The organism is Nocardia abscessus NBRC 100374 (genome assembly GCF_000308455.1).
Lineage (GTDB): Bacteria > Actinomycetota > Actinomycetes > Mycobacteriales > Mycobacteriaceae > Nocardia > Nocardia abscessus.
Genome location: NZ_BAFP01000084.1, coordinates 22,319 through 45,175 on the forward strand (window position 1 = coordinate 22,319; position 22,857 = coordinate 45,175).

22 protein-coding genes are annotated in these 22,857 nt (G+C 69.4%); 6 read left to right on the top strand and 16 right to left on the bottom strand.

All coding sequences use genetic code 11. From position 1 onward, the window contains the following. Positions 1-78: 78 nt before the first annotated feature. Both cbiE and dprE2 read right to left on the bottom strand, forming a co-directional pair. Entirely contained in the window at positions 79-1,344 is a 1,266-nt protein-coding gene (gene cbiE, locus ON19_RS16670; RefSeq protein WP_227954711.1) for a precorrin-6y C5,15-methyltransferase (decarboxylating) subunit CbiE, read from the bottom strand. Next, positions 1,341-2,096, bottom strand: a complete 756-nt coding sequence (dprE2, locus tag ON19_RS16675) for a decaprenylphospho-beta-D-erythro-pentofuranosid-2-ulose 2-reductase (protein ID WP_043692925.1) — start codon at positions 2,094-2,096, stop codon at positions 1,341-1,343. The genes cbiE and dprE2 overlap by 4 nt, the downstream gene beginning before the upstream one ends. Positions 2,097-2,211: 115 nt before the next feature. On the opposite strand from dprE2, the gene ON19_RS16680 reads away from it, so the two are divergent. Continuing rightward, entirely contained in the window at positions 2,212-2,655 is a 444-nt protein-coding gene (locus ON19_RS16680; RefSeq protein WP_051168976.1) for a PPOX class F420-dependent oxidoreductase, read from the top strand. Positions 2,656-2,712: 57 nt separating this feature from the next. On the opposite strand, the gene ON19_RS16685 is transcribed toward ON19_RS16680, so the two are convergent. Then, positions 2,713-3,840 carry a M24 family metallopeptidase gene (locus ON19_RS16685; protein WP_043692927.1) on the bottom strand — a complete coding sequence of 376 codons (1,128 nt, stop codon included), beginning with the start codon at positions 3,838-3,840 and terminating at the stop codon, positions 2,713-2,715. 83 nt (positions 3,841-3,923) lie between these two features. Here ON19_RS16685 and ON19_RS16690 point away from each other — a divergent pair, with 83 nt between their 5' ends. Next, on the top strand, positions 3,924-4,889 hold the full coding sequence (locus ON19_RS16690) for a 5'-3' exonuclease (RefSeq protein WP_043692930.1): 966 nt from the start codon (positions 3,924-3,926) through the stop codon (positions 4,887-4,889). Positions 4,890-5,295: 406 nt separating this feature from the next. On the opposite strand, the gene ON19_RS39005 is transcribed toward ON19_RS16690, so the two are convergent. From ON19_RS39005 to dop, 13 genes are all read right to left on the bottom strand, one after another. Then, on the bottom strand, positions 5,296-5,997 hold the full coding sequence (locus ON19_RS39005; RefSeq protein ID WP_051168977.1) for a DUF4333 domain-containing protein: 702 nt from the start codon (positions 5,995-5,997) through the stop codon (positions 5,296-5,298). 160 nt (positions 5,998-6,157) lie between these two features. Further along, positions 6,158-8,860 carry a DEAD/DEAH box helicase gene (locus ON19_RS16700; RefSeq protein WP_043692933.1) on the bottom strand — a complete coding sequence of 901 codons (2,703 nt, stop codon included), beginning with the start codon at positions 8,858-8,860 and terminating at the stop codon, positions 6,158-6,160. Positions 8,861-8,863: 3 nt separating this feature from the next. Then, positions 8,864-9,817 carry a twin-arginine translocase subunit TatC gene (tatC, locus tag ON19_RS16705; protein WP_043692936.1) on the bottom strand — a complete coding sequence of 318 codons (954 nt, stop codon included), beginning with the start codon at positions 9,815-9,817 and terminating at the stop codon, positions 8,864-8,866. A 97-nt stretch (positions 9,818-9,914) separates the two neighbouring features. Next, positions 9,915-10,175, bottom strand: a complete 261-nt coding sequence (gene tatA, locus ON19_RS16710; protein WP_043692941.1) for a Sec-independent protein translocase subunit TatA — start codon at positions 10,173-10,175, stop codon at positions 9,915-9,917. A gap of 64 nt (positions 10,176-10,239) precedes the next feature. Beyond that, a complete protein-coding gene (locus ON19_RS16715; protein ID WP_043692945.1) occupies positions 10,240-11,289 on the bottom strand; it encodes a 2-dehydropantoate 2-reductase in 1,050 nt (349 codons plus the stop codon). A gap of 22 nt (positions 11,290-11,311) precedes the next feature. Continuing rightward, positions 11,312-12,289: a helix-turn-helix transcriptional regulator gene (locus tag ON19_RS16720; RefSeq protein ID WP_043692947.1), complete on the bottom strand. Its 978-nt coding sequence runs from the start codon at positions 12,287-12,289 to the stop codon at positions 11,312-11,314. After that, the gene (locus tag ON19_RS16725; RefSeq protein WP_086006654.1) at positions 12,286-13,281 is read right to left on the bottom strand and encodes a helix-turn-helix transcriptional regulator; all 996 of its coding nucleotides are present in this window, start codon (positions 13,279-13,281) and stop codon (positions 12,286-12,288) included. The genes ON19_RS16720 and ON19_RS16725 overlap by 4 nt, the downstream gene beginning before the upstream one ends. Positions 13,282-13,451: 170 nt before the next feature. Then, the gene (locus tag ON19_RS16730) at positions 13,452-13,748 is read right to left on the bottom strand and encodes a thiamine-binding protein (RefSeq protein ID WP_043692955.1); all 297 of its coding nucleotides are present in this window, start codon (positions 13,746-13,748) and stop codon (positions 13,452-13,454) included. Between the two features lie 22 nt (positions 13,749-13,770). Beyond that, the gene (pafA, locus tag ON19_RS16735; protein WP_174186519.1) at positions 13,771-15,129 is read right to left on the bottom strand and encodes a Pup--protein ligase; all 1,359 of its coding nucleotides are present in this window, start codon (positions 15,127-15,129) and stop codon (positions 13,771-13,773) included. Between the two features lie 208 nt (positions 15,130-15,337). Then, on the bottom strand, positions 15,338-16,129 hold the full coding sequence (prcA, locus tag ON19_RS16740) for a proteasome subunit alpha (protein ID WP_043692960.1): 792 nt from the start codon (positions 16,127-16,129) through the stop codon (positions 15,338-15,340). Positions 16,130-16,131: 2 nt separating this feature from the next. Beyond that, positions 16,132-16,986: a proteasome subunit beta gene (prcB, locus tag ON19_RS16745; protein WP_043692963.1), complete on the bottom strand. Its 855-nt coding sequence runs from the start codon at positions 16,984-16,986 to the stop codon at positions 16,132-16,134. After that, entirely contained in the window at positions 16,983-17,177 is a 195-nt protein-coding gene (locus ON19_RS16750; RefSeq protein WP_014986166.1) for a ubiquitin-like protein Pup, read from the bottom strand. The genes prcB and ON19_RS16750 overlap by 4 nt, the downstream gene beginning before the upstream one ends. A gap of 674 nt (positions 17,178-17,851) precedes the next feature. After that, a complete protein-coding gene (dop, locus tag ON19_RS16755) occupies positions 17,852-19,351 on the bottom strand; it encodes a depupylase/deamidase Dop (protein WP_043692966.1) in 1,500 nt (499 codons plus the stop codon). Between the two features lie 121 nt (positions 19,352-19,472). Here dop and ON19_RS16760 point away from each other — a divergent pair, with 121 nt between their 5' ends. From ON19_RS16760 to ON19_RS16775, 4 genes are all read left to right on the top strand, one after another. Continuing rightward, positions 19,473-20,672 carry a DUF418 domain-containing protein gene (locus ON19_RS16760; RefSeq protein WP_083899433.1) on the top strand — a complete coding sequence of 400 codons (1,200 nt, stop codon included), beginning with the start codon at positions 19,473-19,475 and terminating at the stop codon, positions 20,670-20,672. Positions 20,673-20,811: 139 nt separating this feature from the next. Next, entirely contained in the window at positions 20,812-21,363 is a 552-nt protein-coding gene (locus ON19_RS16765) for an NUDIX domain-containing protein (RefSeq protein ID WP_218006439.1), read from the top strand. Between the two features lie 65 nt (positions 21,364-21,428). Then, positions 21,429-21,716 (top strand): DUF427 domain-containing protein, encoded by a 288-nt coding sequence (locus ON19_RS16770; RefSeq protein WP_043692968.1) that lies wholly within the window; start codon positions 21,429-21,431, stop codon positions 21,714-21,716. 227 nt (positions 21,717-21,943) lie between these two features. Then, positions 21,944-22,741: an AraC family transcriptional regulator gene (locus ON19_RS16775; protein ID WP_306307047.1), complete on the top strand. Its 798-nt coding sequence runs from the start codon at positions 21,944-21,946 to the stop codon at positions 22,739-22,741. Positions 22,742-22,857 lie beyond the last annotated feature (116 nt).

Below are 22,857 nucleotides of genomic sequence, written 5' to 3' on the forward strand. Positions count from 1 at the left end.
CTATCTCCCCAATAGGAATCGGATTTCCGACCATGATCGGAACTCGGCCCCGACCCTACCGCGTGACCGGTAACGTGTTCACCCCTCAGCGGGGAACCCCGTGGCGGGTTTCACCACCGACCACTGCGCCACCGGAAGCTGGGGACGCCACGCGGTGAAGGAGCCCAAGGGTTCCCCGCGATAGATCTGGAACTTACGCAAAACGCCGCCCTGGGCGCTCGACCAGCTGAGCAGCAGCGATTCGGATTCGGCGGTCACCGCGTTCGCGACGAGCCTGCCGCCCTGACGCAGCTGCGCCCAGCATGTCTCGAGCACGCCATCCTGGGTCAGGCCCCCGCCGACGAAAATCGCGTCGGGCGCGGCGATTCCGGCGTCGGCGGCGACTTCGGCGCGCACCTCGCCGCGCACCAGGATGTGCGGCACGCCCAGAGCGGTGGCGTTGTCGGCGATCTGCTGCCGCCTGCGCTCGAGCCGCTCGAACGCGACGGCCCGATTGCCCGGATGCGCCCGGCACCATTCGATGGCGATACTGCCCGAGCCGCCGCCGACGTCCCACAGCAGCTCGCCCGGAGCCGGCGCCAGCGCCGCCAGCGTCAGCGCGCGGATCTCGTGTTTGGTGAGCTGGCCGTCACCGCCGAACAATTCGTCCGGCAAGCCGGGCAGGCGGGTGGCACGCGCGAATCCCGGGTCGGCCGCGCAGGTGACCGCCACGATGTTCAGCGGGTCGCCCGGCGGGTGTTCCCACTGCTTCGCGATTCCGGCGCGGTGACGTTCGGCGCGACCACCGAGTTGCTCGAGGACCGTCAGTTCGGACCCGCCGAAACCCTGCCGACCCAGTAAGGCTGCCAGCTCCCGGGGTGTGTGCTCGTCGGCGCTGAGCACCAGCAGCCGCCTGCGGTCGGCCAGTTCCGGCAGCACCGTCACCAGCGGACGCCCCACCACGCTGACCACCGGTGTCTCGGGCAGCGCCCACCCCAGCCGGGCGCAGGCCAGCGAGGCCGACGACGGCTGCGGCAGCACTCGCAGCGCGGGTGCGCCGAGCAGCCGGGCCAAGGTGACCCCGATCCCGTAGAACATCGGATCGCCGCTGGCCAGGACGCACAGCCGCGCGCCGGCGTGCTCTTCGAGCAGCCCGGGCAGGGCGGGCACCAACGGCGACGGCCACCGCACCCGCCGCGCCGCGACACCGGGCGGCACGAGATCGAGCTGGCGCGCGGAACCGAACAGAATCTCGGCATCGCCGACGGCGTCCCGCGCGGCGCGACCGAGACCGTCCCAGCCGTCGGCGCCGATGCCGACCACCGCGATCGGCGCGCCGGTCCACGGCACGGGTGCGGTGCTCACCGGGGCATCCGACGCCAGATCGCTTGCGGCAGCAGGCGCATCGCGAAGAACACCGGTCGCAGGATCCGCGGCACCCAGATTCGGCTCGCGCCCCGGCGCAGACCTTCGACCACAGCATCGGCTACCTGGTCCGGCGTGCTGGAGAAGGGAGCGGGCGACATTCCCTCGGTCATCCGCCCGATGACGAACCCGGGTCGCACCAGGAGCAACCGAACCCCGCTGCCGTGCAACGCGTCCGCCAGACCCGAGACGAACCCGTCGAGTCCCGCTTTGGCCGATCCGTAGACGTAGTTGGCGCGGCGGACCCGCACGCCCGCGACCGAGCTGAACACCACGATCTGTCCCGCGCCGCGCGTGCGCAGCAGATTCGCCAAGGTGGTGAGCACACTGGCCTGGGCGACGAAGTCGGTGTGCAGGATCGCCGCCGCGTGGGCGGGATCCCGCTCGGCGCGCTGCTGGTCGCCGAGCACGCCGAAGGCCAGCACCGCGATGCCGATCGGCCCGTGCTCCGCGTCGATCTTCTCCAGCAGCGCCGGATGACTCGCGGTGTCGTCGGCGTCGAATTCGACGGTGTGCACGTCGCTCGCGCCCGCGGCGGTGAGTTGCGCTTGCTGCGCCTCCAGCTCGCCGCTGCGCCGGGCCGCGAGAATCACCGCTCGCCCGGGCGCCAGCCGCCGCGCTACTTCGAGCCCGATCTCGCTCCGCCCGCCCAGCAGCAGTACGGTCCCGTCGGCCAATCCACGCGTTCCCATGCGCCTCAGTCTGTCATTGCCACGGGTGTGGCCGCTCAGCACTCACCCGCGCGCGGGTCCTCGTCACGGTCGGGCTGCCGAAACGTGCAGCGGTGCCGGAGGCTACGGTCGGAAGATGCCGACGAGTACCGCTGAGTTGTCGCCCGCCGCCCTCGAGTTCGTCGCCGAACGGCACCTCGCCACGCTGACGACGTTGCGGGCGGACGGAACGCCGCACGTGGTGGCGGTGGGGTTCACCTGGGACCGGGAAGCCGGGATCGCGCGCGTGATCACCAACGACGGGTCGGTGAAAGTACGCAATGTGCGCCGCTCCGGCTACGCGGCGGTCAGCCAGGTCGACGGGATCCGGTGGATCACCTTGGAGGGTCCGGCGACCGTCCTGGACGCCCCGGACGACGTCGCCGAGGCGGTCGAGCGGTACGCCGGTCGTTACCGCGTGCCGCGGGAGAACCCGACGCGTGTGGTGATCGCCATCCAGGTCCGGCGCGTCCTGTCCAGCAGCACGCTCATCGCGCCGACCGCGGACGGCGAAGCCCGCGGGAACGGCGTCGGCGCGTAAGGTCTGCGCCGCGCGCCGCATAGCCCGGCCGCGACGCCCTCGGTCGTCAACCGTCGATCACAAAACCGCGAGACCGTGCGGCCGCTTGTTCAAGGACTCGCCGCCGTCGTCGGTGACGACCACGATGTCCTCGATGCGCGCGCCCCACTCGCCACGGAAGTAGATGCCGGGCTCGACGCTGAAGGCCATGCCGGATTGCAGGACGAGGTCGTTGCCCGCGACGATGTAGGGCTCCTCGTGCACCGACAGGCCGATGCCGTGGCCGGTGCGGTGCACGAAGGCGTGCCCGAAACCCGCTTCGGTCAGGGGGTTTCGCGCCGCGGCGTCGACCGCGGCCGCGGTGACGCCCGGGCGGACGGCCGCGACCGCCGCCGCCTGCGCGCTCTCCAGTTCGGCATACCGGGCGGCCACCTCGGGGGCGGGCTCGCCCAGGACGTAGGTGCGGGTGGAGTCGGAGTAGTACCCGGGTTCGACGGGGCCGCCGATGTCGACGACCACCATGTCCCCGGCCTCGAGACGGCGCTCGGAGACCCCGTGATGCGGGTCCGCCCCGTGCGGACCGCTGCCGACGATGACGAACGCCGCCTCGGTGTGCCCCTCCGCCACGATCGCGGCCTCGATGTCGCGCCCGACCTCCGCCTCGGTGCGCCCCACCTGCAAGAACTCGCCCATCCGCGCGTGCACCCGGTCGATCGCGGCGCCCGCCCGGCGCAGCGCGTCCACCTCGGCGGCGTCCTTGATCATGCGCAGCTCGCGCAGGACCGGGGTGGCGGACACCGGCAGACCGGTGAACGACTCGGCCAGCGGGAGCAGATGCAGTGCGGGCATGACATCGGCCACGGCCACCCGGGAGCCGACATGCAGTGTGGACTTCACCAGGGCGTACGGGTTGGTGCCGTCCACCCAGTCCAGCACTTGCAGACCCAGTTCACCCGCCGCCGAGGCGTCCAGCGACGCCAGTTCCAGTTTCGGGATCACCACCGACGCGGGCGCGCCGTCCGCCGGAATCACCAGGCAGGTCAGCCGCTCGAACGACTCGGCCGCCGAGCCGATCAGGTAGCGCAGGTCCGGCCCGGGAGTGATCAGCAACGCGTCGAGGTGGGCGGCCCGCATCAGTTCCACCGCACGCTCCAGCCGTGCACCGTAGACGTCCGCCGCGAACCTGGAATCCGTATGCGAGCTCATTCGTCCGACGTTACCCGGCACGCGTGACCGATGAACGCCGAACTTCGCGGGGCGGTGTCGGTGCGAGCGAGTAGCCTCAGCGCGTGACCTCTGCTGCCGGTGGGCCCCTGTTGCTGTTGGACGGAGCCAGTCTGTGGTTCCGCGCCTTCCACGCCATCCCCGACAAGATCACCGCGCCCGATGGCCGCTCGGTGAACGCGCTGCGTGGTTTCACCGACATGGTCGCGTCGCTGATCACCAAGTTCGCCCCGAGCAGGCTGGTGGTGTGCCTGGATCTGGACTGGCGCCCGGCCTATCGGGTCGATCTGGTGCCGTCCTACAAGGCACACCGGTTGGATACCTCGGCGGAGGCCGCTCCCGGCGCCGAGAGCGTTCCCGACCGGCTCACCCCCCAGGTCGAGATGATCCTGGAGGTGCTCGACGCGGCGGGCATCGCGACCGGCGGCGCGGACGGGCTGGAGGCCGACGACGTGCTGGGCACCCTGGCGACCCGCGAGCGCACCGACGAGGTCGTCGTGGTCAGCGGTGACCGCGACTTGCTGCAGCTCGTCCGGGACGAGCCCACACCCCAGGTGCGGGTGCTCTATGCCGGACGTGGCCTGGCCAAGGCAGAACTGTTCGGCCCGGCCGAGGTCTCGGCGAAGTACGGTGTGCCGCTGCGCAACGCGGGCCCGGCCTACGCCGACATGGCCACACTGCGTGGTGACGCCTCCGACGGCCTGCCCGGGGTGGCCGGCATCGGCGAGAAATCCGCCTCCACGCTGATCTCCCGCTTCGGCTCGCTGGACGCCCTGGTCGCGGCCGTCGAGGATCCCGACGCCGACCTGGCGCAGAGCGTGCGCGCCCGGCTGCGCGCCGCCGGAGACTACTTGAAGGCCGCCGCGCCGGTCGTCCGGGTGGTCTGCGACGCCGAGGTGACCTTGTCCCGAAGCGACGTCCTCCCCACCGAACCGGCCGACACGGACCGGCTGCGCGCCCTCGCCACCGCCTACAACGCCGAGAGCCCGGTCACCCGCTTGATCACGGCACTCGCCGCACGCACCGCCTGACGCGGGAACACCAGGCCCACCGCTCGCGTCACAAGGAGCCGATTCAGCGGCGAAGCGAGACCGAGCACGCGCCGGTCATCAGCGTCCCTCCCACGTCGGTCTCTACAGCGACACCCCTGGCAGCGCGACTATCCGCCACACGCAACCACACCGGCTCAGCTCCCGGTTTCGAGCGAAGCGAGACCTAGCATGCGCCGTTCGCGGCCCGGCTCGCGTTCGAGTGGCCGCCGCGTACGCGAAGAAGGAGCAAGCGGCGGTCGCTCGGACGCGAGCCATCAGGGGGCCGCGAACACCCAGTGCCGCAGGCGCTGGAAAAACCAACACAGCCCGGCTCGCGTCCGAGTGGCAGTCGCGTAGGCGACGTAGGAGCAAGCGGCGGCCGCTCGGATGCGCGCCCTTGACCAAGCTAGCTCGGGCGACCGACCTCGTAGGTGCCGTCGTCCTTGGTGATCTTGATGGACACCGTCTTGGCCTCGCCGCTGACCTTCACGCTGCATTCGAAGGTGGCGTCGACCTTGACCTCTTGGCCGGACGGGCAGGAGACATCGCTGATGTCCTGGATGCCGTAGGAGTCCGACAGCACCTTCTTCACGCCGTCCTGCACCGCGGCCTGGTCGAGTTGGTCCTTGGCGGTCAGCACGAGCACGAGCGCGACGATCGCGCCGACCACCGCGACGCCGAGTACGGACAGGCCGATGATCAGGCCCTTGCCCTTGCCACCCTGCTGCGGCGGTTGCTGGCCGGGAGCGCCCCACTGCGGCTGTGGCTGCTGCGGCTGCTGCCCCCACTGCGGCTGCTGGCCCTGCTGACCCCAGTCCTGCTGCGGTTGCTGGCCCCACTGCTGCTGCGGTTGCTGGCCCCACTGCGGCTGCTGGGGCTGCTGGGGTTGCTGACCCCACGGCTGCTGGGGCGGCTGCTGCTGGTTCCACTGCTGCTGCGGTTGCTGGTCGCCCCAGTGCTGGGTCGGCTGGGCCGAGGCCGGGGTCTGCGGCTGACCACCCCACTGCTGCGTGGGACCGGCCCCGCCCGGCGCCTGCTGTCCACCCCACTGCTGGGTGGGATCGTTGCGTCCCTCCCCGGGGTCGTTCGGTCCGTACGGGCCGCTCATCTGCTTGCCTCCACTCGCATCGTTGTACACACGGTAGCCCCCCGCGTGGGCCTCGTCGCATGACACGACTACTCCGCCACGGTCGGTACGCGAAAGAAATCAAATCACAATCGAATCCGCCGTGTTGCTATTGCCGCCGCCGGGCCGGTCGCGACACCGGTCAGGCGGCGTCCACCGCCACGACACCGCGCCGGATCGCCCGCACCGCCTTGGCCGCGGTGGCGGCGATCTCCGGGTCGTCGGCGGTGCCGTGGATCTGATCGAGCAGATCGATCACCTGTCTGCACCAGCGCACGAAGTCACCGGCCGACAGCGGCGCGCCCTGGTCGCCGCTGGCGAGCAACGACTCGGCCAACCCGTCCCCGCGTGCCCATTTGTAGACACCGTCGACGAAGCCCAGATCGGGTTCCCTGGTCGGCGGCAGCTTGTGCCGCGCTTCGTCGGACCGCAGCTCGGACCAGACCCCGATGGTCGCGCCGACCGCTCGCCGGATCGGCGCCGTCGGTCCGCTCGCGCCGAGATATCCGCCCTCCTGGCGGGATTCGTACACCAGGATCGACACCACGCCGGCCAGTTCGGCCGCGCCGAGGCCGCGCCACAGCCCCTTCCGGAGGCATTCGGCGACCAGCAGATCGCTTTCGGCGTAGATGCGGGCCAGCCGGCGTCCGTCCGGGGTCACCTCGCTCTCGTGCACGAATCCGCGTTCCTCCAGCAGGCCGAGGATCCGGTCGAACGTGCGCGCCAGCGAATTGGTGGTCGCGGCAACCTTCTGGCGCATTGCTTCCGTTTCGCGCTGCAACCGGTTGTACCGCTCGCCCACCCGGGACAGTTGCTCGCGATCGGGTCGCGCGTGCGCCGGATGCGCGCGCAGGGTGCGGCGCAGCGTGGCCAGTTCCCGGTCGTCGGCCGCGGCGGACTGCCTGCCGCGCCGGGGCCGGCCGGGCACCGAAATGCCGGTGCTGCGCAGCGCGGAGGCCAGATCGCGGCGGGTGCGCGCGGTGCGATGGTCCACCCGGCGCGGCAGCCGCATGTGCCCGAGCGCCTCGGCGGGCACCGGGAAGTCGGCGACCGACACCCGCCCTGCCCACTTGTCCTCGGTGAGCACCAGCGGCCGCGGATCACCCGGCGTCGCGTCCGGCTCCAGGATCACCGCGAGCCCGGCGCGGCGGCCGGAGGGAATCGCCACCACGTCACCGCGCCGCAGCGCGCCGAGCGCGTCCACCGCGGCGCCCCGGCGGTCGGCACGGCTCTGCTGGGACAGCTGCCGCTCCCGCTGCTTGATCCGCTCACGCAGCGACAGGTACTCCAGGAACCCGCCTTCCGCCCCGCCGAGCTGATCACGCAGCTTGCGCAGCGCGGCGTCGTTGCGTTCGATGCCGCGCACCAACCCGACCACCGACCGGTCCGCCTGGAACTGGGCGAACGATCGCTCCAGCAGGGCGCGCGATTCGTCGGCGCCCATCCGGTCGATCAGGTTGATCGACATGTTGTAGCCCGGCCGGAACGAGCTGCGCAGTGGATAGGTGCGGGTCGAGGCCAGACCGGCGACCGCGCTGGTGTCCACCTCGGGCTGCCACAGCACCACCGCGTGGCCTTCGACGTCGATGCCGCGCCGCCCGGCGCGCCCGGTCAGCTGGGTGTACTCCCCCGGCGTGAGCTCGGCGTGCGACTCACCGTTGAACTTGACCAGCCGTTCCAGCACCACCGTGCGCGCGGGCATGTTGATGCCCAGGGCCAGCGTCTCGGTGGCGAAGACAGCGCGCACCAGCCCGTTGACGAACAGTTCCTCGACGGTGTGCCGGAACGCGGGCAGCATTCCGGCGTGATGCGCGGCCAGGCCGCGGTGCAGCGCCTCGCGCCACTCCCAGTAGCCGAGCACCTCCAGATCGGACTTCGGCAGATCGCCGGTGTGCTTGTCGATGATCGCGTCGACCTCGTCGCGCTCTTCCGGACGGCTCAGATCCAGCCGTGACCGCAGGCACTGTGCGAGCGCACCGTCGCAACCCGCCCGGCTGAAGATGAACGTGATCGCAGGCAGCAGGCCCTCGTCGTCCAGTTTCGCAAGCACCTCCGGCCTCGGCAGCGGACGGAAATCCCGGCGCGGTCCGCCGCGGCCGTTGCGCGGGGCGCCCCAGCTGTTCATCCGGTCGGTGGCCTCCCGCTGACGGATGAACCGCACCAGGTCTTCGTCGACGAGCACCTTCTGGTCGGTCGATTTGGTGTCGAACAGGTCGAACATCCGCCGACCCACCATGACGTGCTGCCACAGCGGCACCGGCCTGGTCTCGTCGACCACCACCGCGGTGTCGCCGCGCACGGTCTCCATCCAGGCGCCGAACTCCTCGGCGTTGCTGACGGTGGCCGACAGGCTGACCAACCGCACGTCGGGCGGCAGGTGCAGGATGACCTCCTCCCACACGGCGCCGCGGAAGCGGTCGGCCAGGTAGTGCACCTCGTCCATCACGACGTAGGACAATCCGCGCAGCGCGTCCGAGGACGCGTAGAGCATGTTGCGCAGCACCTCGGTGGTCATCACGACCACCGGCGCGTCCGGATTGATCGACTGGTCGCCGGTCAGCAATCCGACGCTGTCCCGACCGTGACGCTCGGTCAGGTCGGCGAACTTCTGGTTCGACAGCGCCTTGATGGGTGTGGTGTAGAAGCACTTGCCGCCCGCGGCCAGCGCCAGGTGGACGGCGAATTCGCCGACGACCGTCTTTCCCGCGCCCGTCGGGGCGCAGACCAGGACGCTGTGGCCTTCTTCGAGCGCCGCACAGGCATCGCGCTGAAACGGATCCAGCTGGAACTTCAGTTCGGCGGAAAATACGTCCAACTCGCCCGTCCGCGACCGGTCATCTGTCACTCGTCAGAGCGTATCGGAGTAGTCCGACACCGGTCGTGTGGATTTCTCGGCGGGCGTGGAGACCGATTCGGCCGGATCGATCGGCTCCGGCCCACCCAGCTCGGAAGCCTCCTCGTCCGACAGCGCGCCCAAGCCCTCGCGCTCCTTACGCGCCCGGCGCAGGTCGTTGACCCGGGAGAACTGGATCGCCACTTCGAACAACACCGTCAGCGCAAACGCCAGCGCCAACATCGAGAACGGATCCTGCGGCGTCACGATCGCCGCGAACACGAACAATCCGAACGTGATCCCCCGCCGCCACGCCTTCAACCGCTGATAGGTCAGCACGCCAACCAGGTTCAACCCGATGATCAGCAACGGCGTCTCGAAACTGACGCCGAAGATGATCAGCAACTGCAGGATGAAGCTGAAGTACTGCGATCCGCTCAACGCCGTGATCTGCACGTTGTCGCCGATGGTCAGCAAGAAACTCAACGCGTGCGCGATCACCACATACGCCAGCACCGCGCCCGCGGCGAACAACACCGTGCCCGAGGACACGAACCAGATCGCGTACTTGCGTTCCTTGGCGTACAAGCCCGGGGTGATGAACGCCCACAGCTGATACAGCCAGATCGGCGCCGCCAGCACCACGCCCGCGGTCATACCGACCTTCAACCGCAACGTGAACTGCTCGAACGGCGCGGTCGCCAACAGACGGCACTCGCCGTCCGGGCTCAATGTCGCACGCGCCGAAGCGGGCAGCGAGCAATACGGTCCCCGCAGAATCTCACCGAGGCTGTCGACGCCGAGGAACCCGTGCGCGTACCACAGGAATCCCAGCACCGTCGTCGCGATCACCGCGGCGATCGACACCAGCAACCGGTACCGCAACTCCTGCAGATGCTCGACCAACGACATCGTGCCGTCGGGATTGGTCCTGCGCTTGCTACGCCGCGGATCGAACGGGATTCGCATGGTTGGTGATCGCCCCTGGGTTGAGTGCCTCGCTCAGCTCGGCAACAGCACTAGGTCCGGAGTGAGTTCTTCCTCACTCCGGCGCGAGCGGATCCGCTCAGACCGACTTCTGCTCGGTGCGGGGCTCGGTGACCGACGGCGTCGGCTGCTGCGCGGCGGGCAACTGCGGCGCGGGCTGCTGAGCGGACGCGCCGGAATCGGACGCGTTGCTCTCGTTGTGCATCTGGCTCACCTCGCTCTTGAAGATGCGCAACGATCGGCCCAGGCTGCGGGCCGCGTCGGGCATCCGCTTCGCGCCGAAGAACATCACGAAAACCACCGCAATGATCAGCCAGTGCCAGATGCTCAGACTGCCCATGATCTACCTCCCAAGACTGTGATATTTCGATGCTACCGGACCGTGACGTGCGCGAACGCCGCCGTCACCGCTCGTTCGCCCGGCGTTCTGGCCCGCTGCCCGCCGCGGCGGCCCGCAACTGCCCGAGCAGTTCGCGACCGGTCCACGCGCGCCGGTCGCCCTGCTCGGCGGCGACGATCAATTCGATCAGCCGCTGATTCACCGGCGTCGGCATCCCGACCATCGCGCCCAGTCCGACGATTTCCCCGCACAGCCAGGAGATTTCGGTCGTGCGGCCCAGCTCGAGATCGTCGGCCATGGACGAACGCGCCATCGGATCAATGGCCAGCACCTGCCTGGCCACGCGCTGGAACAGGCCGTCGGGGACGGTCAGCAGGGTGGCCATCACGCGGGGCGGCAACGGCGTCAGCCGGGCCGGGCGAATTCGCGCCTTGTTCATCACCGCGAGCGCTTCGCGCTGGGTCAGAGCCAGGCAGCGGCGGTAGTCGCGATCGGCGAGCTCTTCCCGCAGCGGGCGCCCCGACAGGGCGTTGATCGGGTTGTTGAGGTTGAGCAGCAGCTTCGCCCACTGCACCGGGCGCAGGTCGGGATACCGGCGCAAGCCGAGTCCCGTCCGCTCGAACACCTCCAGGAACGGCGCGAGCGCCGGATCGTCCTGCACCGCGAGACCGCCCTCGGTGCCGCGATGGAAGCGTCCGCCGGGATGGTGCACAACGTTGAACATCACCATGCCCGCCAAGACCACACAGTGCGGCAGGATCTCCCGGATCACCGAGTCGTTGCCGATACCGTTCTGCAGGCTCAGCACCACGGTGCCAGGGCGAATCTTGCCACCCAGTTCGCGTACCGCCTCCGCGGTCGCCGCCGATTTCACCGTCACCAGCACCAGATCGGCCGATCCGACGTCATCGGGTTCGGTGGCGACGTGGAACCGGTCCGCAGGCAGCGCGTCGTCCCCGCCGTCGAGGTCGGTGAGCCGCAACCCGGACGCGCTGAGTTCGTCGAGCACCCGTCTCCGGCCGACCAGGGTGACATCCGCGCCCGCCACCGCGAGCTTGCCGCCGACGAAATTGCCGATGCTGCCCGCACCTACTACCAGCACACGCCTGTTCATGCCGGTAGGGCCTCGTTGTCCTTCATCGGGCCTCCAGGTATCCGGCTTCCTCGTAGGCGGCCAGCGCGGCATTCGACCGCTCGCGCACCGCCGCGACCAGTTCCGGCGGCCCCAGGACGGTGACGCCCGACCCGAAGCCGAGCAGCAGGCGCGCCATCCAGTCCAGCGTGGCGAACCGCATGGTCGCCTCGAGGCTGCCGTCGGGGTGCACCGCGAGCCGGTGCATCGGGTACTGATCGAGCACCCAAGCGTAGTCGGCGTGGATCCGCAAGCGCGCCAACGGAACCGCGGGGTCGTCCTGGAACAGGTCCAGGCCCGCCGTCGCCTCGGTGGCATGCTCGGGCGGCCGGGCGGGCTCGCCCAGTTCGGCCGCGGCCTCGATCCGGTCGAAGCGGAACAGCCGCACTCCCTCGGCCTGCCTGCACCAGGCTTGCAGATAGCTGTTGTCGTCCACGAGGACGATGCGGATCGGGTCGACGATCCGTTCGGACACCACGTCCCGGCTGGCGGAGTAGTACACCAGCCGCAGCGCCCGGCCCAGCGCCAGCGCCGAGCGCACCGCGGCCACCGCGGGCGCCTCCTGCGGCGGCGTTCGCGATCGCCCGTCCTCGGCGGGGGCCGCGCTACCCGCGATCGCCGATTCGATCTTCGCGATGGCCGCATGGGCCGCGGTCGGGTCCACCATGCCGGGCATCTCCACGATCGAGCGCAGCGCGACCAGCAGCGCGGTCGCTTCCGTGGAGGTCAGCCGCAACGGCCGATCGATGCCTGCGGAGAAGGTGACCTCGATGCTCTCCTCGGAGAACGACAGGTCGATCAGATCGCCCGGGCCGTACCCGGGTAGCCCGCACATCCACAGCTGATTGAGGTCGCTCATCAGCTGCTTGGTGGTGACGCCCAGGTCGGCGGCGGCCTCGGCGGCGCTGATACCGGGATGGGCGATGAGGTACGGGATCATGTTCAGCAGCCGGGAAAGACGTACCGACAGCCGCGAGCTCATGCTCGCACCTCCGTGCGGTCGAACACCGAGCGCAGCCGCGCGATGACATCGGTGCGTAGCGACTCCGGGGCCAGCACCACGGCATCCGGCCCCAGCCCGGTGATGAGCCGGGCCAGCCAGTCCCGCGATCGCACCGGAAGCTCGACGACCGCACCCGCGCGGCCGCCTACCGTGCGCGCACCGGTCACCTGGCCGAGCCGGCGGATCTCCCGTCCCCGTCCCTCGGCCACCCACACCGTCGCCGAGCCGCTGACCGGCCCGGTGCTGGTGACCTGGTCGACAATGGTGCGCAGATCGACGCCGTCCGGCTTTCGCACGACGTTGCGCGGGCCGTAGGCGGTCACGTCGTCGCCGATCCGGGACAGACGGAAACTGCGCACCGCGTCCCGGTCCCGGTCGTGCCCGACCAGATACCAGCGGCCGTGGTGGGTGACCACGCCCCACGGCTCGACGTCGCGCATGAGATAGGGGGCGTTGATCGCCGTGCGGTGCTCGAACCGCACCGCCTGGCCCGCGTCGATCGCGGCCAGGAGCTTGCCGAGCACGGGTTCCGAGCCACGGGTGCGGGCCGGGACGGCCGGCACCGAGGCCACGGCGGCGTCGGTCTCCACATGGATGCCCGCCGCGCGCAGTTTGAGCAGCGCGCCCTCCGCCGCGGCGGCCAACTCGGGCGATTCCCACATCTGCACGGCCACGGCGACCGCGGCCGCCTCCTGATCGGTCAGGTCGATGTCGGGTAGCTCGTAGGCGTCGCGGTTGATCCGGTAGCCCTCGATCGTCGTGTACCGGCTCACCGGACCGACCTCGAGGGGAATGCCCAGGTCGCGCAGTTCGTTCTTGTCCCGCTCGAACATCCGGCTGAACGCTTCGTCGCTGGCGGAGTCCTCGTAACCGGCGACGCTCTCCCGGATCCGCTCCGCGGTCAGGAACTGCCGGGTCGACAGCAGCGCGATGACCAGATTCATCAGCCGCTCGACCTTGGATATCGCCACCCGATAGAGGGTAATCTGCGCACCCGCGCCAGCGCGCGGCGGCGCGACGTATTGTTCGGCTGCGACTTCGTCGCGGCGTGTTCGCGGCCCTCTGGTGGCTCGCGTCCGAGCCGAACCCAGGATCGGTTTCGAGCGGTGGAGCTGCGCCATCCACTTGAACGCGCGGGCGATCAACCCTCGGTGAGGTAGCGCTCGACCTTCTCCACCTTGGCGGTGATCGCATCGGTCACACCGGGCCGGATGTCGGCCTTCAACACCAGGCTGCACCGCGGCGCGACAGCGAGAATGGCATCGGTCGCCTGTTTCACCACGGCCATCACCTCGTCCCATTCGCCCTCGACGGTGGTGAACATGGCATCGGTGTGGTTGGGCAGTCCGCTGGCGCGCACCACGCGGACCGCCTCGGCGACCGCGCGTCCGACGTCGACGCCGGTTCCGAGCGGTGTGACGGAGAAGGCGATGATCATGCCACGATCATGCCCGCCGCACTCACATGGACGCGATCAGGCGATCGACGCGCTCGTCGACCGAGCGGAACGGGTCCTTGCACAGCACGGTGCGCTGCGCCTGGTCGTTCAGCTTCAAGTGCACCCAGTCGACGGTGAAGTCGCGGCCGGCCTCCTGCGCGGCGGTGATGAAGTCACCGCGCAACTTGGCCCTGGTGGTCTGCGGCGGGGTGTCCACCGCGGCGTCCACGGCCTCGTCCTCGGTGACGCGCTTGGCCAGACCCTTGCGCTGGAGCAGGTCGAAGACACCGCGTCCGCGCTTGATGTCGTGGTATGCCAGATCCAGCTGGGCGATCTTCGGATCGGACAGCTCCATGCCGTATCGATCCTGGTAGCGCTGGAACAGCTTGCGCTTGATCACCCAGTCGATCTCGGTGTCGACCTTCGCGAAGTCCTGCGCCTCCACCGCGTCCAGGGTGCGGCCCCACAGGTCGACCACCTGGTCGATCTGCGGATCGCGGTCCCGGTTGCGCAGATGCTCCACGGCACGGGCGTAGTACTCCCGCTGAATGTCCAGGGCGCTCGCCTGCCGTCCTCCGGCCAGGCGCACCGGACGGCGACCGGTCAAGTCGTGGGAGACCTCGCGGATCGCGCGGATCGGATTGTCCAGCGCGAAGTCGCGGAACGAGACACCGGCCTCGATCATCTCCAGCACCAGGGCGGCCGTGCCGACCTTGAGCATGGTGGTGGTCTCCGACATGTTGGAGTCGCCCACGATCACGTGCAGGCGGCGGTACTTCTCGGCGTCGGCGTGCGGCTCGTCGCGGGTGTTGATGATCGGCCGCGAGCGGGTGGTCGCCGAGGAGACGCCCTCCCAGATGTGCTCCGCGCGCTGCGACAGGCAGAACGTGGCCGCCTTCGGCGTCTGCAGCACCTTGCCCGCACCGCAGATCAGCTGGCGGGTGACCAGGAACGGCAACAGCACGTCGGAGATCCGGGAGAACTCCCCCGCACGGACCACGAGGAAGTTCTCGTGGCAGCCGTAGGAGTTGCCCGCGGAGTCGGTGTTGTTCTTGAACAGGTAGATGTCGCCGCCGATGCCTTCTTCGGCCAGACGCTGCTCGGCGTCGATCAGCAACTCTTCGAGGACCCGCTCGCCCGCACGGTCGTGGGTCACCAACTGCGCCAGATTGTCGCACTCCGCTGTCGCGTACTCCGGGTGGGACCCGACATCGAGGTAGAGCCGAGCACCGTTGCGGAGGAACACGTTCGAGCTACGGCCCCAGGACACCACCCGGCGGAACAGATACCGGGCCACCTCGTCGGGGGACAGTCGACGGTGACCGTGGAAGGTGCATGTCACACCGAACTCGGTCTCGATCCCCATAATTCGTCGCTGCACACCATCGACATTACAGCCATATCAGGGACTTGCGGGGTGCACCGAACAACCCGTATGCATACGTCTTCACAACGATTTGGCCCGCTTTGTCGGAATTTGCCCGGGTGAAACCCCACTTCCGCCGAAGGAAGCACACCTGGGGACATGCCGATGCGGCCCGCGAACAAAGCGCCGTTCGCGGGCCGCCGAGCTCGTCGGCCCCGGCGGATCACTCCGCCGGCGGAGCCTCCTTCGCCGCGGGCTCCTCGTCCTTCGGCCCCTCCTCCGCCGCGGAAGCGCCTGCCTCCTGCGCCGGGTTCAGCAGACGCTCCAGCGCGGCACTGGCCACCCGCCGGAAAGCCCGGCGCGGACGCGCCTGCTCCAGCGTCGCGACCTCGAGCGAACTCACGCCCAGCGCCCGCTTCTCCTTCTCCGCGCCTTCCGGCAGGCCCGCCTGCAGCGCGCGCACCGCGACGCCGACCGCGGAGGACAGGTCGAGACCCGGCTGGTAGGACGACTTCAAGGCGGTGACGATCGGCTCGGTCGTGCCGCCCATCACCACGAACTCCCGCTCGTCCACGATCGACCCGTCGAAGGTGATCCGGTACAGCACCGACTGCGGCGCCTGCTCCGGATAGCCCACCTCCGCCACACAGATCTCCACCTCGTACGGCTTGAGCTGATCGGTGAAGATCGAGCCGAGGGCCTGCGCGTAGGCGTTGGCCAGCGCACGACCGGTGACATCGCGGCGGTCGTACTGATACCCGCGAATGTCAGCCTGCAGGATGCCCGCCCTGCGCAGATTCTCGAACTCGTTGTACTTGCCGACCGCGGCGAACCCCACCCGGTCGTAGAGCTCACTCACCTTGTGCAGCGTCGTGGACGGATTCTCCGCGACGAACAGCACACCCTTGTCGTAGGTCAGCACCACGACGCTGCGCCCCCGACCGATGCCCTTGCGCGCAAGCTCGGTCTTGTCGCGCATGATCTGCTCGGCCGACGCGTAGTACGGCAACGTCATGATCAGGCGATCCCTTCTTCGGCGGCCTCACGGTCGGCGACGATCCCGCGGGCGACCTCCGCCAGCCGTGACTCGGTCACCTCCACCGCACCCTCCTCATCGATCACGATCGCCGTCGGGAAGATGCCACGCACCAGATCCGGGCCGCCCGTCGCGGTGTCGTCGTCGGCCGCGTCGAACAGCGACTCGACGGCGATGCGCAACGCGCGCTCCTGATCGATTCCCTTGGCGTACAACTTCTTCAGCGCGGACTTCGCGAACACCGAGCCGGAACCGACCGCGGCGTACCCGAAACGCTCCTCGCTGCGTCCACCCACCACATCGAACGACACGATGCGACCCGCTTTGTCCGGATCGGTGGCGTCCAGGTCGTAGCCGACCAGCATCGGCACCACCGCCAGACCCTGCATGGCCGCGGGCAAATTCTCGCGCACCATTTTCGACAGCTTGTTGGCCTTGCCGTCGAAGGTCAGCGGCACGCCCTCGAGCTTCTCGTAGTGCTCCAGCTCCACCGCGAAGATCCGCACCATCTCCACCGCCATGCCCGCGGTACCCGCGATACCGGCGGCGGAATAGCTGTCGGTGATGAAGACCTTTTCGATATCCCGGCTGGCCAGCAGATTCCCCTGCGTGGCGCGCCGGTCACCGGCGATCAGCACACCGCCGCGGTAACTCACCGCGACGATGGTGGTGCCGTGTGGAGCGATCTCCTTCGCGGAAGTGCCGCCGGAGATTCCGGCGGCACCCTGTCCGAACCTGGTGGCAGGCAACAGATCCGGAGCATGCATACGAAGGTAGTCGGAGAATGAAGAGAGGGCGTACCCCAGCTGGAGACGCGAGGGGTCACCGACTGTCACTGGCCACCTTTCTGCACGTACGCGCGGACGAAGTCCTCGGCGTTCTCCTCGAGCACGTCATCGATCTCGTCGAGCAGGTCGTCGGTTTCCTCCGCCAGCTTCTCGCGGCGCTCCTGACCGGCGGCATCTACACCGTCCGGGCCCTCGTCCTCGTCGCCACCCCCGGCGCGCTTGGTCTGCTCTTGTGCCATGGCAGCCGACCTCCTCTGTCCTCACCATGACCGGAACCCATCGTGAGCACGATCCCGATCATGAGCATTGTCCGTGCTCGTCCTTCAACACTACCTACCAGCACCGACAGTGTGCTTATTTTGCTCTCTCCTTGGCCGCGCGGGCGCGGCGTGTTCGCGGCCCCTGGATGGCTCGCGTCCGAGTGACCGCCGCGTACGCGACGAAGGAGCAAGCGGCGGTCACTCGGACGCGAGCCGGGCCGCGAACGGGCAATGCTCGGTCTCGCTTCGCTCGAAACCGGTGGTCGGGCCAGTGTGGTCGAGCAGGGCAATGGACGTCACGTCCAAGGGTCTGCCTCTGTTGTTCCGGTCCGGTCGTTCGGGATGGATCGAACCGGTGCCCGAGCAACGGATCGAACCCTCCCCTCCTGAGTGGAGTGCGACGCCCGAGTTGCCGCAACTTGAATGTGGCCGAGATCCAGCCGGATCGGCCCATCCACTGATCTCGCACGGAGCGTCGACGACGCCTGATCACGACCGGGACCACAACGCCGCCGGTGTACGCGCGGCAGATCATCGTTGTTCGCGACCTGGGTTCGTAGGTGAGCGGCCGACGCGTCCGTGACGTAGTTGCCAGCGGAGGTCGCTCGGCATGAGCCGTGCGGCGGCGGGGAGCAGGCGGGCGCTGCCGAAGACTACGTAGTCAGCTGTTCCACCAGGTCGGCGGCGGTGGTCACGCCGTCGAGGAGCTTGCCGACGTGGGCCTTGGTGCCGCGGCGGGGTTCCAGGGTGGGGATGCGGACCAGGGAGTCGCCGCCCAGGTCGAAGATCACCGAGTCCCAGCTGGCCGCCGCGATGTCGGCGCCGAAGCGCCGCAGGCATTCGCCGCGGAAGTAGGCGCGGGTGTCGGTGGGCGGGTTGGTCATCGCGTCGAGGACCTGCTGCTCGTTGATCAGCCGCTTCATCGAACCGCGGGCGACCAGGCGGTTGTAGAGGCCCTTGTCCAGGCGCACGTCGGAGTACTGCAGGTCCATCAGGTGCAGCTTGGGGGCGGCCCAGCCGAGCCCCTCGCGGCTGCGCATGCCCTCCAGCAGGCGCAGCTTTGCGGGCCAGTCGAGCAGGTTCGCGCACTCCATCGGATCGCGCTCGAGCAGGTCGAGCACCATCGCCCAGTTCTCGATGATGTCCTGGACGCGCTTGTCGTCGTTGCCGGTGCGGTCGACGAACTTGACCACGCGGTCCAGGTAGACGCGCTGCAGTGCCAGGCCGGTGAGTTCGCGGCCGTCGGCGAGCGCGACGGTCGCCCGCAGCGTCGGGTCGTGGCTGATCGTGTGCACCGCGGTGACCGGGCGGGCCAGCTGCAGGTCCGACAGGTCCTCGCCCGCTTCGATCAGGTCCAGGACCAGTGCGGTGGTGCCGACCTTGAGGTAGGTCGACATCTCGGCCAGGTTGGCGTCGCCGATGATGACGTGCAGCCTGCGGTACTTGTCGGCGTCGGCGTGCGGTTCGTCGCGGGTGTTGATGATGCCCCGCTTGAGCGTGGTCTCCAGGCCGACCTCGACCTCGATGTAGTCCGAGCGCTGGGACAGCTGGAAGCCCGCGGTGTCGCCGGACTGGCCGATGCCGACCCGGCCGGATCCGCACACCACCTGGCGGGACACGAAGAACGGCGTGAGCCCCACGATGATCTGGTTGAACGGGGTGTCCCGGCTCATCAGGTAGTTCTCGTGGGTGCCGTACGAGGCTCCCTTGCCGTCGACGTTGTTCTTGTACAGCTGCAGCCGCGGGGCCCCCGGCACGCTCGAGGCGTGCCGCGCGGCGGCCTCCATCACACGCTCGCCCGCCTTGTCCCAGATCACCGCGTCCAACGGGTCGGTGACCTCCGGCGCGGAGTATTCGGGGTGCGCGTGGTCGACGTAGAGCCGGGCGCCGTTGGTGAGGATCATGTTGGCCGCCCCGACTTCGTCGGCGTCGATCACGGGCGCGGGCCCGTTCATCCGGCTCAGATCGAATCCACGCGCGTCGCGCAGCGGCGACTCCACCTCGTAGTCCCAGCGGGTGCGCTTCGCGCGCGGCACGCCCTCGGCCGCGGCGTAGGCCAGAACCGCCTGGGTCGAGGTGAGGATCGGGTTGGCCGACGGCTCGGTTGGGGTCGAGATGCCGTATTCGACCTCGATTCCGATGATGCGCTGCATGCTGTCGAGCCTATGCGACGCACCCGCCCGAACCGGTCGCGACCGGCGGAGTCCAATGTCATACCGCAGGTGGTACTTCCGGAGGACCCGTTTCGGCGCAGGTCGGCGCGATAGTCGGGACATGACCGATTCGATCGCCGACCCCCGCGCGGAGACCATCGAACAGTACCGCGCGGCGCCGGCGCCCACCCGTCTCGTCGCGTTGGACGTGCTACGCGGAATCGCGATCCTGGGCACCCTCGGCACCAACATCTGGATCATGACCAACCCGGAGGGGCTGGTCGGGTACCTGCGAGACCTGGGCGGGCAGACAGGCGGATGGGCGTGGACCGAGCGGGTGCTGCAACAGCTGGCGCAGGGCAAGTTCCTGGGGCTGCTCACCATCATGTTCGGCATCGGCCTTGCCATCCAGCAGCGCTCCGCCGCCGAGGCCGGGCGGCGCTGGCCCGGCAAGTACCCGTGGCGCGCGGGTTTGCTGTTGTTGGACGGATTTGTGAATTTCGTGTTCGTCGCCGAGTTCGACGTCCTGATGGGGTACGCGGTGACCGGACTCGTCGTCGCGTTCGTGCTGGCCACCGGAGAGCGGGCACAGCGGCGCTGGCTGCTCGGCGCCGCGACCGTGCACGTGAGCCTGCTGACGCTGATCGCGCTCGCCATGGCGTTCGCACCGCGACAGGACTCCGCGGCGCCTCGTGCGCTGGATCCGAATCCCTATGCGGAGGGTTCGTTCTGGGATCTCGTGATGTTCCGGCTGGGCAACGCCGGGCTGTTCCGGGTGGAGGCGATCTTCGTCTTCGCGATGTCGGTCGCGCTGTTCCTGGCCGGCGCGCGACTGTTCCGGGCGGGGGTGTTCGGCCCGGAAGGCGCACAGATCCGCAAGCGGCTCATGATCCTCGGCTTCGGCGTCGCCGCGCCGATCGATCTGGCGGTCGGCATCGCGGGCGGCGGCGACCTCATCCTGTTCACTCGCTACGGCAGCGCACCGTTCATCGGCCTCGGCATCCTCGCGGCGGTCGCCGAGTGGTACCTGCGGCGTCCCAGGGCCGGGTTCGCCGGTCGCCGTCTCACCGAGATCGGCCGCACCGCGCTCAGCTGCTACATCCTGCAGAATCTGGTGGCTTCGATGCTGTGCTACGGCTGGGGTTTCGGGCTCGCCGCGCGGGTCTCACCGGACGACCGGGTCCCGTTCACCATCGGCGTCTATCTGCTGGTGGCGCTGATCATCGCAGGCGGGGCACACCTGTGGTTACGCCGCTTCGAGCGGGGGCCGGTGGAGTGGTTCTGGAACGTGAGCTACCGCACGCTGGCCCGGGAACGCTGAAGCCGCCGTGACGGCCCGCGGCCGTCGGCACCACCGCAGCGGTGAACTTAGTTGAGCCCCAGAACTTGTCGCGCCCGCACGCCTCACGGCTCGGACGAAACCGGTGCACTCGCCGGTCGGCGACCGCTACCGTCGAGCTGTGACGCTCGCCGACCGCTACCCCTTGCTGCACGCTCCGGCGCACTGGGAGTGGGGTGACATGGACGTGCGTTTCTCCACCACGCTCCCGTCCGACGAACTGGTCACCAATATCCATCTCGTGTGCTTCGTCGGCGACGAAATCGTGCTCTGCCGCGACGATCGCGACATCTGGTTGCTCCCCGGCGGCACCAGGGAACGCGGCGAGTCCATCGACGCGTGCGTGCGCCGGGAATTGCGCGAGGAGGCGGGAGCCCGCCCGGTCGGACCGATTCGATGGTTCGGCGCGCACCACGCGACGAGCAATCGTCCCGCGCCGCATCGCGAGTGGCAGCCGCATCCGTACAAGGCGTGGCTCTGGTGCACCGCGGACGTGGTGCTCGACTCCGCGCCGACCAATCCCGACGATGGCGAGCAGATCCTCGAGGTGCGCACCTTCCCCGTCGCCGAGGCGATGCGGCGCGCCGGAACCGACGGCGAGCACATGAGCGAACTCGTGGCCCTGGCCGTCGAACTCCACCGGCCGGCGGCGCAGCCCGGTCGTCCCGGGTGACCGGCTGGTCACGGCCCGGCACGCTCGGCCGCCGCCGACGCCGGGAACTGGGGCAGAATCGAAGGATGGCAACGGCAACTTGGCACGGCCGCGTCCTCGCGACCAGCGACGACACCATCATCGTCGAGGGCAACCACTACTTCCCGCCGGACTCGATCCGACCGGAATTCCTTCAGCCCACCGACACGCACACCTACTGCCCGTGGAAGGGCACCGCCAGCTACTACACCGTGGTGGTCGACGGCGACAGCAATCCCGACGCCGCCTGGTACTACCCCGAGCCGAAGACGAAGGCGGCGCAGATCAAGGGCTATGTCGCGTTCTGGCGCGGCGTCGACGTGACCGATAGCTGACCGCCGTCCTTCCGGGGCCGGGAATCGAGCGCGGGACTCATGATCGATCCCGGAATCCGGTCGGGATACGGCGGTGAGGTGACCGCCTGCCCGGCTCGGACACCGGTCGGCGGCATGTCCCACCCGATGCCGGGCGAGCGGTAATCGAAGATTTCCGAATGCCGCGCGCGCGAAACCGATACGCTCATCCCAGGATTCAGCGCGTGTGTCTCAGCCGGGAGCATCCCATGATGAAGGCTCTGGTCACCAACGGCTTCTCCATGTCGCCCACCGGCGCAGCGGACGAACCACCGCCCGCGGGTGTCGCGCTGCTGCGCCCGGGGGTTCTGGCCTTCGCCGGATCGATCGGCCCGACCGAGTTGCACGCGCACCACGCGGTGCAGATCGTCGCCGCGAGCACCCCGATCGTGGTGGTGGACGGCAGCGGCGTCCGCAGGCAGGGCACCCACGTCATCGTGCCCACCGACGCCCCGCACCGGATCGATGTGGGCTCCGCGCACGGCACGGCGGTCTACCTCGACCCCGAGACCGCCGCCGGTGCGGCGGCCGACCGCAGGGCCCACGTCAACGGCTGGGCAGGCAGCGCCGACACCTTCGGCCTCACCGCCGGTGGCAGCGACCTGACCGCGCAGGTCACGGCGGTCGTCGACGATCTGCTGCCGCAGGACGGCGCGTCCGGCGCCGGCGAGCGGCACGCGGTGGTCACCGCGGCCTTGCACTTGCTGCCCGCTCTGGTGCGCAAGGGGTCGGTACGCGGCTCGGACGTCGCACGGCAACTGGGCATTCCGGCCGCCAGGCTGTCCCACCTGTTCGCCGAGCAGATGGGGATTCCGTTGCGCCGCTACATCCTCTGGCTTCGGCTGCACATCGCGCGGACTCGCGCGCTGGCCGGTGACGATCTCGCCGCCGCGGCGCACGCGGCGGGTTTCACCGATGACGCTGATCTCGTCCGCACCTGCCGCCGGACGTTCGGACTACCCCCCTCGGCGCTGAGCCACACGGGCGATCCGATGCAGGACGCATAGCCCCTCCGACCTGTAGGTTCGATTCCTCTCCCGATGTCCTCCGCCACGGCCGACCGCGGAGACGCGGCCATGCGGGCGCGCCGGCTCGTCCGGCGACGCTCCCGCCGCGTGGCCGT

What these genes read in the sequence shown, in the direction of transcription:
- dprE2 (WP_043692925.1), bottom strand. Translation starts at nt 2,096, where the DNA reads ATGGGAACGCGTGGATTGGCCGACGGGACCGTACTGCTGCTGGGCGGG.
- ON19_RS16680 (WP_051168976.1), top strand. Translation starts at nt 2,212, where the DNA reads ATGCCGACGAGTACCGCTGAGTTGTCGCCCGCCGCCCTCGAGTTCGTC.
- ON19_RS16685 (WP_043692927.1), bottom strand. Translation starts at nt 3,840, where the DNA reads ATGAGCTCGCATACGGATTCCAGGTTCGCGGCGGACGTCTACGGTGCA.
- ON19_RS39005 (WP_051168977.1), bottom strand. Translation starts at nt 5,997, where the DNA reads ATGAGCGGCCCGTACGGACCGAACGACCCCGGGGAGGGACGCAACGAT.
- tatC (WP_043692936.1), bottom strand. Translation starts at nt 9,817, where the DNA reads ATGCGAATCCCGTTCGATCCGCGGCGTAGCAAGCGCAGGACCAATCCC.
- tatA (WP_043692941.1), bottom strand. Translation starts at nt 10,175, where the DNA reads ATGGGCAGTCTGAGCATCTGGCACTGGCTGATCATTGCGGTGGTTTTC.
- ON19_RS16715 (WP_043692945.1), bottom strand. Translation starts at nt 11,289, where the DNA reads ATGAACAGGCGTGTGCTGGTAGTAGGTGCGGGCAGCATCGGCAATTTC.
- ON19_RS16720 (WP_043692947.1), bottom strand. Translation starts at nt 12,289, where the DNA reads ATGAGCTCGCGGCTGTCGGTACGTCTTTCCCGGCTGCTGAACATGATC.
- ON19_RS16730 (WP_043692955.1), bottom strand. Translation starts at nt 13,748, where the DNA reads ATGATCATCGCCTTCTCCGTCACACCGCTCGGAACCGGCGTCGACGTC.
- prcA (WP_043692960.1), bottom strand. Translation starts at nt 16,129, where the DNA reads ATGACGTTGCCGTACTACGCGTCGGCCGAGCAGATCATGCGCGACAAG.
- ON19_RS16750 (WP_014986166.1), bottom strand. Translation starts at nt 17,177, where the DNA reads ATGGCACAAGAGCAGACCAAGCGCGCCGGGGGTGGCGACGAGGACGAG.
- dop (WP_043692966.1), bottom strand. Translation starts at nt 19,351, where the DNA reads ATGCAGCGCATCATCGGAATCGAGGTCGAATACGGCATCTCGACCCCA.
- ON19_RS16760 (WP_083899433.1), top strand. Translation starts at nt 19,473, where the DNA reads ATGACCGATTCGATCGCCGACCCCCGCGCGGAGACCATCGAACAGTAC.
- ON19_RS16770 (WP_043692968.1), top strand. Translation starts at nt 21,429, where the DNA reads ATGGCAACGGCAACTTGGCACGGCCGCGTCCTCGCGACCAGCGACGAC.
- ON19_RS16775 (WP_306307047.1), top strand. Translation starts at nt 21,944, where the DNA reads ATGATGAAGGCTCTGGTCACCAACGGCTTCTCCATGTCGCCCACCGGC.